Source organism: Aquihabitans sp. McL0605 (genome assembly GCF_049993875.1).
GTDB lineage: Bacteria > Actinomycetota > Acidimicrobiia > Acidimicrobiales > Iamiaceae > Aquihabitans.
Map to the genome: position 1 here is coordinate 2,280,873 of NZ_CP188252.1, position 14,066 is coordinate 2,294,938.

The 14,066-nt window shown below is 70.9% G+C and carries 12 protein-coding genes; 3 read left to right on the plus strand and 9 right to left on the minus strand.

Going from position 1 to position 14,066, the window contains the following annotated elements; genetic code table 11:
• Window positions 1-186: 186 nt before the first annotated feature.
• On the minus strand, window positions 187-561 hold the full coding sequence (locus ACPPVX_RS10465; RefSeq protein WP_426574842.1) for a type II secretion system protein: 375 nt from the start codon (window positions 559-561) through the stop codon (window positions 187-189).
• A gap of 299 nt (window positions 562-860) precedes the next feature.
• Between ACPPVX_RS10465 and ACPPVX_RS10470 the strand changes: the two genes are divergently transcribed.
• A complete protein-coding gene (locus ACPPVX_RS10470) occupies window positions 861-1,742 on the plus strand; it encodes a hypothetical protein (RefSeq protein WP_426574843.1) in 882 nt (293 codons plus the stop codon).
• A 308-nt stretch (window positions 1,743-2,050) separates the two neighbouring features.
• Here ACPPVX_RS10470 and ACPPVX_RS10475 read toward each other — a convergent pair whose 3' ends face one another.
• From ACPPVX_RS10475 to ACPPVX_RS10490, 4 genes are read right to left on the minus strand one after another with little or no spacing between them, the layout of a single operon-like run.
• Window positions 2,051-5,038: a fibronectin type III domain-containing protein gene (locus tag ACPPVX_RS10475; protein WP_426574844.1), complete on the minus strand. Its 2,988-nt coding sequence runs from the start codon at window positions 5,036-5,038 to the stop codon at window positions 2,051-2,053.
• Window positions 5,039-5,046: 8 nt separating this feature from the next.
• Entirely contained in the window at window positions 5,047-5,562 is a 516-nt protein-coding gene (locus tag ACPPVX_RS10480) for a hypothetical protein (RefSeq protein WP_426574845.1), read from the minus strand.
• Entirely contained in the window at window positions 5,562-6,773 is a 1,212-nt protein-coding gene (locus ACPPVX_RS10485; protein ID WP_426574846.1) for a type II secretion system F family protein, read from the minus strand. The genes ACPPVX_RS10480 and ACPPVX_RS10485 overlap by 1 nt, the downstream gene beginning before the upstream one ends.
• 46 nt (window positions 6,774-6,819) lie before the next feature.
• Window positions 6,820-8,667, minus strand: coding sequence for a GspE/PulE family protein (locus ACPPVX_RS10490; protein WP_426574847.1), 1,848 nt, complete (start codon window positions 8,665-8,667; stop codon window positions 6,820-6,822).
• 178 nt (window positions 8,668-8,845) lie between these two features.
• On the opposite strand from ACPPVX_RS10490, the gene trmB reads away from it, so the two are divergent.
• Window positions 8,846-9,568, plus strand: a complete 723-nt coding sequence (gene trmB, locus ACPPVX_RS10495; RefSeq protein ID WP_426574848.1) for a tRNA (guanosine(46)-N7)-methyltransferase TrmB — start codon at window positions 8,846-8,848, stop codon at window positions 9,566-9,568.
• Here trmB and ACPPVX_RS10500 read toward each other — a convergent pair.
• Entirely contained in the window at window positions 9,565-10,392 is an 828-nt protein-coding gene (locus tag ACPPVX_RS10500; protein WP_426574849.1) for a DapH/DapD/GlmU-related protein, read from the minus strand. The genes trmB and ACPPVX_RS10500 overlap by 4 nt on opposite strands.
• A gap of 104 nt (window positions 10,393-10,496) precedes the next feature.
• On the opposite strand from ACPPVX_RS10500, the gene ACPPVX_RS10505 reads away from it, so the two are divergent.
• The gene (locus ACPPVX_RS10505; protein WP_426574850.1) at window positions 10,497-11,012 is read left to right on the plus strand and encodes a hypothetical protein; all 516 of its coding nucleotides are present in this window, start codon (window positions 10,497-10,499) and stop codon (window positions 11,010-11,012) included.
• 220 nt (window positions 11,013-11,232) lie between these two features.
• On the opposite strand, the gene ACPPVX_RS10510 is transcribed toward ACPPVX_RS10505, so the two are convergent.
• From ACPPVX_RS10510 to ACPPVX_RS10520, 3 genes are all read right to left on the minus strand, one after another.
• Window positions 11,233-12,210 carry a potassium channel beta subunit family protein gene (locus tag ACPPVX_RS10510; RefSeq protein ID WP_426575025.1) on the minus strand — a complete coding sequence of 326 codons (978 nt, stop codon included), beginning with the start codon at window positions 12,208-12,210 and terminating at the stop codon, window positions 11,233-11,235.
• A gap of 83 nt (window positions 12,211-12,293) precedes the next feature.
• Window positions 12,294-13,178, minus strand: coding sequence for a dihydrodipicolinate synthase family protein (locus ACPPVX_RS10515; protein ID WP_426574851.1), 885 nt, complete (start codon window positions 13,176-13,178; stop codon window positions 12,294-12,296).
• 149 nt (window positions 13,179-13,327) lie between these two features.
• Window positions 13,328-13,999 carry a TetR/AcrR family transcriptional regulator gene (locus tag ACPPVX_RS10520; protein WP_426574852.1) on the minus strand — a complete coding sequence of 224 codons (672 nt, stop codon included), beginning with the start codon at window positions 13,997-13,999 and terminating at the stop codon, window positions 13,328-13,330.
• Between the last annotated feature and the right edge of the window lie 67 nt (window positions 14,000-14,066).

The window sequence follows — 14,066 nt, forward strand, 5'->3', positions numbered from 1 at the left end:
CCCCGGACATCAGCGGTGCGGACGGCTGCGGCCGCCAAGGCGGCGGGCAGGGTGCGCAGAGACGAGCGGCGTGAAGTGTAGGCCATGGCGGCCCGGATCGCCTGGTCGCGGCCAAAACGCGGAAGGGGGAGGACCCGCAGGCCCTCCCCCTCCTTCAACTCAGGTTCGCTCCCGGAGGAGCGAGGATCACGGGCAGCCGGAGGGCGGGGTCTTGGCGCCGTTGGAGCCGTTGCCGTTCACGATGGCGCCGGCGGTGACGATGAAGTAGGTCGGGTCGTCGGTGAGGTTGCCACCGACCGCTTCCTTCATGACGGCGACGCTGGCGGGCGCCGCGTTGTCGTTCTGGGCCTTGTAGGCCTGGATGGCGGTCTTGACCGTGGAGTACTCGGTCTTGCACGAGTTCTTGCTGGCGTTGTCGGTCAGGCCACCGACGGCGAACACCGCGACCGCGGCGAGGATGCCGAGGATGATCACGACGACCAGGAGCTCGATGAGCGTGAAGCCCTTGGCTCCAACGGACTTCTCGTCCCACTCGGCAGTGGACTGCAGGTGCTTAAGCATGTGGTTCCCCCAGGGAATGTATGAGTCCGGAGCGGCAGCGAGCGAGCAGGTGCCTGCATGCTGAATCCATCGCGTACCGATGGTCCCCCCGTGCCGCCGTTCGACAGCGTGCAGAACGGTACATGATCACCCCACGGCCGTCGCTGAGCCGAACGGCTCATTCTCTCCCGCTCGGCGCCGATGTGGTCGACCCGTGGCGCCACCGGCCGCGTCCTACACTGCGGCTCGATCCCAACGCGGGGTCGGTGCGAGGGGGGTCGATGCCACGACGTTCGGTGTTGCTGCTACCGGTCGCGGCCGTGCTCGCACTCGGCCCTCTGGCCGCGTGCTCGAGCGACGCAGGGAGCCACCCCAAGGCCACGCTGACGGCCGCTCAGGTCCGCCAGCGCCCGTGCCTCCTCGTGACCGCAGCCGAGGTCGGCGCGGCGGTGCACCACGCCGTCAAGGCCACCAGCAGCGACGGCATCCCCTGCACCTACGCGGCCGCCCGCCCCGACGCCGCGTCGGCGGTGGTGGAGCTCCGCACCGGAGCCGGCAAGGACGATCCGGTCCGGCTGCTGCCGAACGGCCAGGCCGTGGAAGGGCTGGGCTCGGCGGCCCGGTTCGATCCGCAGGGCGGGCCCCTGGGGGCCCGTCTGGTCGCTCGCCAGGACGGATCGCTCATCATCGTCGATCTCGGTCCGGCCGCGGGCTCCGACGCGAGTGCACAGCGCCAGGCCGCGACGATCGCGCGCGCCGCGCTGCGGCGGGCGCCGCAGAGCAAGGTGGGGACCACCCCGCACGCCGCCGCTGGGCCCTGCGACCGGCTGGGTGACGGCAAGGCGCTCGGGAAGGCCCTGGACGCGGCCGTGACCGTCACCCCGATCTACCCGAGCGGCTGCTCGGTGAGCGCGCCCGGGCGCGGCAACGCCACCGTCCAGGTCGGGCCCCTCGACGGCAAGGCCGCCAAGGTCATCGGCGCCCTGGAGCGAGCGACCGACGGCAAGGCGTGGCCCAAGACCGCGGTCGCCCACCTCGGCGACGGTGCGGCCTGGCTGGCCGACCCCACCGCTCCCGGCGCGGGACAGCTGACCGTGGCCACCGGCGATCAGCTGCTCACGGTCACCACCGACACCTCGGCCGGCAGCTCCACCGCCGGCCGGAAGCTCGCGGTCGCCGTGGCCGACGCCGCCACCGGCTGAGCGGCGCCGGGCTCATCGGCCGGGGCGGCCCGACGGTCCGCTCCGAGCCTGGCCGTGGGCCGGTCTGAGGCCCGGCTCGACCCGGCCACGAGGTGTCAGCCCGGGGATGGGTCGATCGCTGGAGCCGCGCTGCGGTGGCCGCGGCAGGAGCTCGACTGAGCGTGGTCACGCACGCGGGTCACCGCAGCCGCGCTGCGGTGGCCGCGGCAGGAGCTCCACCGAGCGTGGTCACGCACGCGGGTGGCGGTCAGCCGTGCCGCAGTCGTGGCGCTCTGGTCCGCGGCAGTCGCCGCGGCCAGAGCGAACGGCTACTGGCCGTCTTGGTAGAACCGCATCTTCAGGTAGGGCCGGATGCTGGTGTTGCCGTTCTCGCGCGAGGCGTAGAGGGCGTACAAGTTGTACGCGTCGCCGCCGTCGTCACGGATCAGCCACCCGTTGTTGGCAGCCGCGCTGGCCTTCTGGGTCCGGGCCTGGGTCACGACATCGAGCGATCGCCAGCTGTTGCCGGATTGGGCCGACCAGGCGCCCGGCGAGGCCCCCGAGGAGGGCCGCGAGCCCCAGTTGGTGGAGTCGTTCCAGGCCGAGGTGATGAGGTACACGCGGTGCGTGCGCGTGGTGCCGCCGTCGGAGATGTACACGTTGAACGACGTGTCGACGAGGTAGGCCGCCGACGACATGGCGATGTTGGTGTAGTTGCGGCAGTTGTCGGCGTAGTTCCACTTCAGCAGCGCCCACCGGTTGGCCTGGGCCCCGAACTCGTACCAGGCGCCGTTGCGGGCGACGTTGAGGTCGCCGGCGCCACCCCGGGTGGTGCCGTCTTCGTCGTCGACGTAGGTGTCGGTGGACGAGACCAGCTCGCACTCGCCGTACGCCATGGCCTGGTTGGCCGACTGGGTCAAGCCACCGAACCCGGCCGCGTTTCCGAGCTGGACGGTACATCGGTAGTTCCGACCGTCTCGGAGACCGGAGAGCGACTCGACGACGGGGGTGTTGGCAGCCACGGTCTTGATGATGTTGTAGGTCTTGGTCGGCGCGCCGCCACCGTCGCACACGATGTTGTACCGGGTCACCGTGCCACCGTTGACCGGCGTCCGGAAGCTGATGCTCAGGGTCTGCGGGGCCGAGTTGGCCGGTCGGCTCAGCGTGACACCGGTCGCGGTGTCCTTGAGGCCGACGCCGGCGACGACGCACTGCCGGTACTCGGGGTGGGCGGGATCCTTGTCGCCCTGGCACATGTCGGAGTACGGCCCCCAGGTGGTGGGCGCCCCCGGCCACTCGCCCTGCGTGGCGATCCGCATGCCGAGGCGGTACTCCTTGCCGCCGTACACCGGTCCCACGTCGTACACGACGCGGTCGTAGGACTGCACCGGCAGAGCGACGGGAGCGACCGCGCACCAGTAGCAGGAGGAGTTGGCATCGCCGGGGATGAGCAGCGCGGGGGCGGGGGTGGCGCTGGTGGCCCACGCCGTGCCGTTCGGGGCGTCGGCGGTCCGTTCGTCCATGCGTGCGGAGTAGCCCACGGCCTTCCCGCCGTTCAGGGTGACGGACGTCGCCGTGTCACCCGCAGGCTGGTCGAAGGAGACATCGAAGCGCTGGTCGTCGCGCGGCAGCGAGTACTGGTGGACGGCCCCGGGCTTGCCGGGGATGCCGGCCGGGGTGACGCCTGGAGGCCGGATGGCTCCGGCGTACCCCGGGACGGAGTCGAAGCGGGCGCTCTCGGAGCGAGACGTCGAGATGCCCTCTTCGCCGGCCCCGATGATGCTCAGGCGGATCACGTACGACGTCCCGTCCGCCATGGGGGTTCCGGGGGTGTCGGTCGGTTGCCACGTGTACGACGTGGGGCTGTTCCAGCCCGCCGCGCCCGTCGCGTAGAAGCGGTCGAAGTAGCCGGCGCCGCTCACGTAGGTGAGCGAACCGTCGGCGTTGACGGAGTAGAGCGCCGGCCGGATACCGAGCAGCTGGTTGCCGTTCAGGTTGACCCAGGAGTCGCCGCTCGAGTTCGGAAGCGTGAACTCGACCGTGACGGTCTTCGAGCCCGAGGCGCGGGCCGTCACGGTGAGCGGATCGACCATGGCGCCGTGGGGGCGGGCCGCCGCCGACAACGGACCGCGTGCGCCTTCGCCGTCGGCGTTGGTCACCGAGATCAGGAGCTGGTAGGCGATGCCGTTGGTCAGGTTGCCGATCGTGCCGGAGGCGGTGGAGACGTCGACGGGGCCGCGCTCGAGGCCCGAAGGGTCGCGGGCATAGATGCGGTAGCCCGTGGCACCGGCCACGGCGGTCCAGGTGGCGCTGAGCTGGTGGTCGCCCCGGGTGATGGTCAGGACCGTGGGCCCGCCAGGGGGGAACGGCCGCGGGGTCCCGGGACCGTAGACGTTGCTGAAGGCGCCCCAACCGACGGAGTTGTGCGCCCGCGCCTGCACCCAATAGGGCGTGCCGTTGGTGAGCGAGCTGACGAGGACGCCCACGGCGTTGCCGTCGATGCTCGAGACGGTCTGCACGACGGGCCCGGTGGCGCTCGACAGCACCTGGAGCTCGTACTGATCGACGCTGGGCTGGCCGACCAGGAGCTCCGGCGGGTTCCACGACACCGCCAAGGCCTGGTTCTGCGGGGTCAGCGACGTGATGCGGGGCGGAGCCGGCGCGGTGTTGGCCAGGCTCGACACGGAGAGATCCGGCACCCGACGGCCGATCGTGAGGGCGAACGTGTAGGCCCCGTGGATCTCGATCGTGCAGGACCGACCGGTGCAGAACACGGTGTTGGCTCCACCGGGTCCGTGCACGAGGCTCGCCGCCGCGGTGCCCACCGTGCCGAAGCTGTCGGCGAGCACGTCGTAGGAGGAGGGGGCACCCGCCAAGCAGATCGTCCGGACGAGCTTGGCCGAGGTTCCCGACCCTTCGATCGACCAGGTGGACAGGCGCGGGACCGAACCGGCGCTGACGGCCACGTCGGACTGGAACGACACCAGCGGCGTCGAGGCCGTCTGCGAGGGATCGACGCAGGGCGCGGCGGTGACGGATGAGGCGCCCGTGAGACCCGTGTCGTAGACGCCGGTCGGATCGACGTCGACGACATCTCGCGTCCAGGCGTTGGTGATGCGAGCCATGTCGCCGTCGTTGTCGAGGCGCTTGCCGGCCGCGTTGGTGGTGAGCAGGCCAGAGGTGAAGGCCATGACGAGGGGCACCATGATGATCGCCAGGATCATCAGGCTGACGATGACCTCGAGCAGGGTGATGCCGGAGGCCTCGCCCTCGCGGTCGGACCTGTGCAGGTGGTGGTGGTGGTGGAGGATGCGCATCTGCCTACCTAGCAACGTTGGCCTGCGACGGTGGTCGTGCTCATCGACCCGGGACAGTCGTCCGCACGCTTGAGGATGGTCTGCCGGGTCACCACCCGGCTGGTGCCGGTCCCGGACGTGACCTCGACCACCACCTCGGTGACGCCCTGATCCGTGGCGGGACAGGTCGTCGTGAACACTGCGGGGTTGGCCGTCTGGCTCTGGAGGTACTTGACGGAGTAGATCGACGCGCCCGGGGTGGAGAACAACCCCGAGTACGCGGTCGTCGGGTCCGGCGTGGCCGTGCACGGCACGTAGGTGGCCCGCTGGAGCGTCTCGACGGTCTCGGTGGCGCGTGCCGAGGTGGCCACGTTCTGCCGGTGCCGGCCCACGAGGACCACGACCGAGAACAGGCCGCCGAGCAGCGTCACGATGGCCGTTCCCAGGAGGATCACCGTCACGATCAGCTCGATGAGGGTCTCGCCCGCCTCATCGGCTCCAGCGGCACGGCGGGCTGTGCCCCGCCGTGCGTGCGCCAGGCGCATCAGAGCTCTTTCTTCTGGCCCTGGATGACGCCGTACATGGCCGAGATGAGGGCGACGGCGACGAAGCCCACGATGAAGCCCATGAACAAGATGACCGCCGGCTCGAACAGCGTGGTCAGCCGCTTGAGCTTGATGGACAGCTCACGGGCGTAGAACTCCGCGGCCGACTCCATCTGCTGGTCGAGCGTGCCGGTCTCCTCGCCCACCCTGATCATCTGGACGGCGGCGGACGGGAAGAGGTCGGTGCGCTCGAGCGGCCCCGCCATCCCGTCGCCCTCGAGCATCTCGAAGCGAGCGGTGCGCAGCGCATCGACGAACACCTGGTTGTTGGTGGATTCGATGGCGGACGTCATGGCCTCTGGCAGGGGCACGCCGGCCCGCATCATGGCGGCGACGATGCGGCAGAAGCGCTCGACCGACGCGTACTGCACGATGATCCCGATCACCGGCAGCGACAGGAACACCTGGGCCTTCCACCTTCGGCCCTGCTCGCTGCGACCGAGGGCGTAGTACCCGATCCCCGCGGCGATCACGAGCAACGCGATGAGCCACCACCAGGTGCTCACGAAGGAGCTGAACCCGAGCAGCATGCGGGTGGGCAGGGGCAGCTCGGAGTCGAGCTCGTCGAAGAACACGACGAAGCGGGGCAGCACGAACGTCACCATGACCACCATGGTCACGATGCTCATGCCCATCACCACGAGGGGGTACGTCAGCGCCGACTTGATCGCGGAGCGGGCCTCGAGGTCTCGCTCGATGTAGACCGCGAGCTGGTCGAGCACGGTGTCGAGCTGGCCCGTGAGCTCCGCGGAGCGCAAGATGCCGAGGTAGTACGGCGGGAAGACGGCGGCGTGGGTCTGGAGCGCCTCCGAGAACGGCACACCGCCCTCGAGGCTCTCACGGACATCGCCCAGGATCGCCTTGAAGCGCTTGGAGTCGGTGCCGTCCTCGACCACCCTGACGGCGTCGGTGATCGGGATGCCGGTGCGCACGAACGCCGCGACCTGCCGGGAGAAGTGCATGATCTCCGTGCGCGGGACGCGCTCGGGCGAGATCTCGATCTGCGAGACGCCCTTGCGCTCGCGGATCTTGACGACCTGCAGGTTCTGCCGAATCAGGTCGTTCTCGGCCGCGGTGAGGCTGATCCCCTCCACCGAGGACCTGACCTTCTGACCATCGGCAGTGACTGCCGAGTACTTGAATACCGCCATAGCGGCACCTCCCCCTGGATCCCGGTCCTGCGCAAGCGCAAGATCGTTAGAGAATGTAGACGGTCCTCATGACCTCAGCAATTGTCGTGACATCGTCCGTCACCAGACGGAGGGCCTGGTCTCGGAGCGGGACCATGCCCTGCTCGACCGCCAGCGCGCCGATCTCGTCGACCGGAGCGTTGCGGACCACGAGGTCGCGCATCTCGTTGGTGATGCGGAGCACCTCGTACACACCGACGCGCCCGGCGTACCCGGTGCCCGAGCAGGCCGCGCAGCCGCGACCCCGGAAGAACGTGGACTTCCGGGGTCCACCGGCGCGCTGGTAGAAGGCCAGGTCCTCGACGGACGGCTCGTACTCCTCCAGGCACTCGGTGCAGCTCCGGCGGATCAGGCGCTGACCGACCACCGCGAGCATCGACGAAGCCAGGAGGAACGATTCGATCCCCATGTCGAGGAACCGGTGCAGTGCGCTGGTGGCGTCGGTGGCGTGGATCGTGGAGAGGACGAAGTGGCCCGTGAGGGCGGCCTGGATGGCGATCCGGGCCGTCTCCACATCGCGGATCTCACCGACGAGGATGGCATCGGGATCCTGCCGGAGGATCGAGCGCAGCCCCGCTGCGAACGTGACGCCGGCCTGCTCGTGGATGCTGATCTGGTTGATGGTGGGGAACGTGTACTCGACCGGATCCTCGACCGTCATCACGTTGATCTCGTCGGTGTTGATCGCCATCAACGTGGCGTACAGCGTGGTGGTCTTGCCCGAGCCGGTGGGGCCGGCGCAGACCACCATCCCGTAGGGCGACCGGATGATGTCCTGGTAGACGGACGCGGTGTCCTCGGCCATGCCGAGGGTGGCCACGTCGTAGAGGGCCCGCGTCTTGTCGAGGATCCGGAGCACCGTCTTCTCGCCGTGCTGCGTGGAGGTGGTGCTGACGCGGATGTCGAGGGCCACCCCGTCGACCGAGGTCTCGATCTGGCCGTCCTGGGGCCGGCGCCGCTCGACGATGTTCATGTCGGCCATGATCTTGATGCGGCTGACCAGGGCCTGAGCCATCGACTGGGGCAGGGAGAGGACCTCGTGGAGGGCACCGTCGACCCGGTTGCGGATCCGGACCCGATCGCCCATCGGCTCGATGTGCACATCGGAGGCACCGTCTTGCACCGCCTGGGCGAGGATCATCGACACGACCTGCACCACCGGGGCCGTGGCGTCGACCTCGCCGACCGTCACGGCGCCGACCGGGGCGCGCTCCGATGCTCGGGCTTCGAACACCCGCACCGCGTCGGACACCGTCTCGGTGGCCGCGTAGGCCCGCTCGATCGCCTCGTCCAGCTGGCTGACCGACGCGACCGCCAACGTGACCGGATGGCCGGTGATCTCCGCGAGCTGCTCGTCGAGATCGAGCCGGGTGGGGTCGGAGACGATCACCAGGACCCGCGCGCCGGAGCGGGACGTGGCGATGGCCCGCAGGTCCTCGGCCGTGGCCCGATCGATGAGCTCCACCGTCTTGGGATCGAACGAGGTCCGCTTGATGGACGCCCGGTCGAGCTCGTACTGCCGGGCCAGGGCGTCAGCCACGTCCTCCTCGGTGATGAGCCCGTCCTCGATGAGGAGCTCCCCGAGGCGGAGGCCTCGGCGGGGCTGGGCCTCGATCGCACGGGCCAGCGCCTCATCGTCGATGAGGCCGGCCTCGACCAGCAGCCCGCCGAGCTTGGGGCGGACGCGGACGAGCGCAGCGGAGCGGGCCGCGCCGTTGGTGCCGGCCTGCTCGGACGGCGTCTCTTCGACCCAGACCCCAGCATCGTCGGCCTCGGCGACCCGTGCGCCTCGCTTGCCGACCGAGACGAGGCCCGCGCCCTTGTCCTTCTGCCGCCTCAATGCCAAGACAGACACCCCGTTGCCGCTGCGTGTGACCCAATCACGTGTTCCCCCCGGAAGTGCTGGTCGCTCCGCGCCAGCGTGGCGCGGTCGACCACCCTACCGCACGGTCACCCGGCTCCGACCGCCCCCCTCCCGGTCCAGGTCGGGCACCACGGGGCCGCTCGGGCCGTCCGCTGGCATGCTGGGCGCCATGACGGAAGGGCACGCGAGCACGTCACCGCCGCGACCCACCGGCGTGCGCACCACCAAACGGCGAGGGCGCACCTCCACCGCACAGATCCAGGCGCTGGCCGCCCTGGGCGAGGTCTGGCAGGTGGGGGCCGACGACGTGACGACCGCCCGGCGCCGAGCCGCCGCCTTCGGGCGCACCGGGCCGCTCCTCGTCGACCTCGGCGTCGGCGACGGGCGCGCCACGATCGACTGGGCCGTCCGCCGGCCCGACGCCGATGTGGTGGCGATCGAGCTGCACCGGCCGGGGATCGTGAAGCTCCTCCGCGCGCTCGACGCCACGGGCCCGGCGAACGTACGGGTGATCGAGGACGACGCGCTCGCGGTGCTCGATGCGGTCGAGCCGGGATCGGTCCGTGCGGTCCGGGTGCTGTTCCCCGATCCGTGGCCGAAGCGGCGCCACGTCGCTCGCCGCCTCGTCGACCGCCGCTTCGTGACGCACATGGCGGAGATCCTCGAGCCCGGCGGCGTGCTGCACCTCGCCACCGATTGGGCCGACTACGCGCAGCACATGGCGTCGATGGTCGCCACCGAGCCGCGGTTCGTCCGGGACGAGGCGGCGGGGCGGCCGGCTCGTCCGATCACCGCCTACGAGCAGCGAGGCCTCGACGCCCGGCGGACCATCGTCGACCTCGTCTTCCACCTCGACGGCTCGCGCCCGAGCGGACCCACCGACCGCGGCTAGGACGCGGGGCGGCTCGACTCGGGAGCGGGGGCCGGCGCCGGAGCCGCGGGCGGGCGGTGCGCCGCCGCCGCTTCGATCTCGGCGGCGATCTCCTCGTCGCTCATCTCGGCCAGCCGAGCCAGGTCGGCAGCCAGCGCTTCGGGATCGATGGTGTCGGACTCGGCGATGATGTCGCCGGTGCCGTCGGGCCGTCGCCAGCCCACCCCGGGCACGTGCTCCCGGATGACCTTGGCGGGGACGCCGCCGATCACCGAGTGGTCCGGGAACGTGCCGCGGACCACCGAGCTGGCCGCCACCACCACGTGCTTGCCGAGGTTGGTGCCGGCGAGGATGACCGTGCCGTGACCGATCCAGCACCCGTCGCCGATCACCACGGGCGTGTGGGCACCGAGCTGCTTGCCCGGCGGCGTGCGGGGATCGGAGTACCCGTGGTTGGCGTCGGTGACGTAGATCTCCTGGCCGAACCAGACGTCGTCGCCGATCGTGATCGACTCGTGGGCGACGATGCCCGAACGCATGCCGATCACGCTGTGGTCACCGATCGAGATGACCTTGTCGGGCAGGCCCTCCTGCGTGGGGTGGTAGCCGGCGGCGAGCGTGACCCACGTGTTGATGGTGGTCCCGGTCCCCACGTAGATGTGGCGCTCGCCGTAGAGCACCGCGGTGGGGAACCCCATGATGCTCCCCTTGCCGAAGGCACCGAACCGCTCGGCGGCGGCGGTGCCGGGTGCGATCGCCCCGGAGATGCGGAGCCGGGCCCACCCTCGCTGGATGAGCTCGTTGGTCACCCGGTGGACGCGGACGGCGAGAGGACGAGGGAGCACCGCGGCAGCGTATGGCCCGTCGGGGCGCCGATCCCAGCGAGGGCCGACGGGCCCGTCGACGGGCTGTTGGCGGATCGGGGCGACGGTTCCCTAGCCTGGGCGCCGTGAGCACCGTCGAGGACCCGCAGACCGCGACGCCTGCCGTCGCGGCCGACCTCCCCGAGGCCGGCGAGGCCAAGTGCCCCTTCCCCCACGGCACCGCCGCCGAGACCTGCCCGGTCCCCGGCGTCGGCCCGGCTCGCGCCCGGCGCACCGTGCACCGCTCGAAGGCCGACCTCTGGGTCTGGAAGGTGCTGCGCATCAAGGAGCGCCCCGGCGGCGTGTCGGAGAACGCCGCCAACAAGGCGTTCCAGAAGTCGATGCTCATCTCGGCCACGCGGTGCACGCTCACCTACATCGTGTTCCCGTTCGTCATCCCGCTGCTCGGGATCCTGAAGGGCGTCGAGGCGCCGCTCGGCATCGCCATCGGCACCTTCGCCATCGTGTGCGACACGTTCACGATCCGCCGCTTCTTCGCCGCCGATCACAAGTACCGGTGGTACTTCTCGATCATCGCCCTCAGCATCATCGGCCTCCTCTTCGTCCTCCTCTCGGAAGACATCTGGGCGCTCTTCCACTGACGCCCCCCCCCCCCCCGATCCACCCGGGCCGCGAACGCGGGGATGGGCCTGGGGTTCGAGCGGAGCGAGCTCGGGGGCGTTCAAGGGGGCAGAGCTTGCGGAGCCCCCTCGAGCCGAAGGCGTGCGACGCAGTCCTACGCCTGCCCGTCGATCGGAGCTCGAGGAACGGAGCGAGGCGCAGCCGAACGAGCGACGAGAAGCGGCGATGCGAAGCGAGCCGCTAGCCGCGGGTCCAGGGGTGGATGATGCCCGTGATCTCGTTCAGCACGGCGTCGTCGAGCTGGTCGAGGGCCTTGAGGGCGCCGAGGTTCTCGTGCACCTGGTCGACGGTGCTGGCGCCGAGGATCACGGTGGAGACGTGCGGGTTCTTGGCGCACCAGGCGATGGCGAGCTGCGACGTGGTGACGTCGAGGCGAGCGGCCAGCTCGCCCAGCTCCTTGACCTGCGCGTTCTTCTTCTCGTCGGTGAGCAGGCCCTTGAGCCACTCGTAGCCCGGGAGGCTGGCCCGGCTCCCCTCGGGGATGCCGTCGGCGTACTTGCCGCTGAGCAGACCCGACGCCAGCGGGCTCCAGGTGGTGAGGCCCAGCCCGATGTCGTCGTAGAGCCGGGCGTACTCCTTCTCCACCTTCTTGGTCTCGAAGAGGTTGTACTGCGGCTGCTCGACCACGGGCTTGTGGAGGTTGCGCCGGTCGGCGATGTCCCACGCGGCGCGGATCTCGTCGGCCGACCACTCCGAGGTGCCCCAGTAGAGCGCCTTGCCCGACGAGACGATGTCGCTCATGGCCCACACCGTCTCCTCGATCGGGGTCGCCGGGTCGGGGCGGTGGCAGTAGAGGAGGTCGACGAAGTCGAGGCCCAGCCGCTCGAGCGACCCGTCGATCGCCTGCATGAGGTACTTGCGGTTGAGCGTGTTGCTCATGTTGACCGTGTTGCCGTGGATGCCCCAGTAGATCTTGGTGGAGATGACGTAGGACCAGCGCTCCCACCCGAGCTCGGCGATGGCATCGCCCATGATCTGCTCCGACTGGCCCCCTGCGTAGGCCTCGGCGTTGTCGAAGAAGTTCACACCGGCGTCGCGCGCGGCGGTGAGGCACTCCTTGGCGAGGGTGGTGTCGACCTGGGTGCCGAAGGTGACCCAGGAGCCGAACGACAGGGCGCTGACCTTGAGGCCCGTGCCTCCGAGGCGGTTGTACGGCATGTCGGTCATGGGGAGCTCCCGGGGTCTGCGGTGGCGAACCACCCGAGCCTAGGAGCACGGTTGCGTATCGTCGCCCGGAGCGATCAGAGCAGGCCGAGGCGGTCGAGGGCGGGGAGCAGCAGGTCGTCGTCGCTCTCGGGGCGCCGAGGGAGCGCGTGGTGGACGCCGTCGTGGGCGAGCCAGCCGCGCAGGAAGAGGGTGCGGGCCAGCGCGTGCCGCGCCGCGCCGAACGGCGGCCGGAAGATGAACGTGGCGAGCGCCTGGAGCGCGTCGTTGCGGTCGATCACATCGGGGTCCTCCCGCGCCCACGCCTCGTCCCGGTCGGCGATGGCATCGGGCACGGCCGCCGCCAGGTCGAGCGCGTGGTCGGCGCCGTACATGATCTGGTCGATGCCCAGCGCGTTGGCGGAGTAGAGGGCGAAGTCGGGGCGGAGGTCGTCGCGGCGGCGGATGCGGTCCCACTCGACCTGGCGGTTCCAGGACCCGTCGACGAGGCCGACGCACGTGTCCTGCTCGAGCAGCGCGGTGAACGCGTCCATGCCCCAGGCGCGGCCGCCGGGCCAGCGCTCGGCCGGGAGGTCGACGGCGATCAGCCGCGAGCACCACTCACCCATCCAGGCGAGGAGGCCGATCGCCTCATCGGGGTCGAGCGTGGACAGCGTGGGCGACGGGAGCAGCGCCGGTGTACCGCCGTGGCGGGAGATGGCCGCCACGGATCCGGCGAGGCGCGAGGGGTCGAACCCGCCGTCGGCCCCGTCCTCAGCGCGCACCCCGGCGACGAACGAACGGCCGCCGAGCGCCGCGCCGACCGTGGCGATCACCTCGGCGCGGGTGCTGGCATCGAGCAGGTCGCCCGCGCCCGGGCCCGCGTTGAGCAGCGGCGTGAGCCCGGCGTCGACCACCTGCCCCAGCAGGTGGGCGAAGCCGTCCCAATCGGGCTCGCCGTCGGCAAGGAACGGCAGGAGCACGGGAGCCAGCCCTGCGGGTCGACGCCCGGGGCACAGAAGGTCGAACGGTGGGTCCTCGAGCATCGCCACTGACGGGCGACCCTAACGCCGCGGGGCGATGGTCCCGACGCGCTCGGCACCGGTGCCGGGCTGCGGGCGCGAGGCGATGATCAGGCGGAGGCGGCTTCGCCGTCGCGGGTGGCGGCGCCGGTCTCGTACCGGGTGAGCAGCTCGTCGACCTCGTCGTCGCGCAGCATGGCGGCCGCCAGGAGCATGCGCAGCCCGTTGGAGAGCCGCTCGCGGTGGTCGGTGTCGACCTGCGCGATGCGGTGGAGCATCGTGCCGTCGCCGAGCGCGGTGATGGCCCAGGCCACGTCGTCGGCCCGTTCGGCCCCGTTGCGCTCGAGCATCAGCGCGACCCGGTCAGCGAGGCGCTCGACGGTGGCCGACGCTTCGTCGCGCAGCGCCGGGTCTCGGCCGGCCGCCAGGTAGTACTCGACGTGGCTGCCCTGGGCGCTGAGCGAGCAGGCCAGCGCCTCGTCGACCACTGCCTCGATGATGAGGTCGGTGGGGGTGTCGACCGAGAGCACGGCGACCCGCTCGGCGGCATCGAAGTCGGACACCCGAGCCGTGGCGCCCAGGCGCAGCGCCTCGGTGACCAGCTCGTCGATGGAGCTGAAGAAGTAGCTGGTGGTGGACAGCGGGACGCCCGCCCGGGCGGCCACGGCCCGGTGCGTCACCGCTCCGGCCCCCACCTCGGCGGTGAGCTGAGCCGCCGCTTCGAGCAGCGCGGCACGGCGGCGCTGCGCACTGGCGCGGTGGACCTTCACGGGGGCAGTCATGGGCGCGGATCCTACGTCACCCAAAGATCCTTCGTTGGTCGCGCGGGCGGCTCGCTCCACCACCGAC

What these genes read in the sequence shown, in the direction of transcription:
- ACPPVX_RS10510 (WP_426575025.1), bottom strand. Translation starts at nt 12,210, where the DNA reads ATGCCGTACAACCGCCTCGGAGGCACGGGCCTCAAGGTCAGCGCCCTG.
- ACPPVX_RS10465 (WP_426574842.1), bottom strand. Translation starts at nt 561, where the DNA reads ATGCTTAAGCACCTGCAGTCCACTGCCGAGTGGGACGAGAAGTCCGTT.
- ACPPVX_RS10485 (WP_426574846.1), bottom strand. Translation starts at nt 6,773, where the DNA reads ATGGCGGTATTCAAGTACTCGGCAGTCACTGCCGATGGTCAGAAGGTC.
- trmB (WP_426574848.1), top strand. Translation starts at nt 8,846, where the DNA reads ATGACGGAAGGGCACGCGAGCACGTCACCGCCGCGACCCACCGGCGTG.
- ACPPVX_RS10475 (WP_426574844.1), bottom strand. Translation starts at nt 5,038, where the DNA reads ATGCGCATCCTCCACCACCACCACCACCTGCACAGGTCCGACCGCGAG.
- ACPPVX_RS10480 (WP_426574845.1), bottom strand. Translation starts at nt 5,562, where the DNA reads ATGCGCCTGGCGCACGCACGGCGGGGCACAGCCCGCCGTGCCGCTGGA.
- ACPPVX_RS10520 (WP_426574852.1), bottom strand. Translation starts at nt 13,999, where the DNA reads ATGACTGCCCCCGTGAAGGTCCACCGCGCCAGTGCGCAGCGCCGCCGT.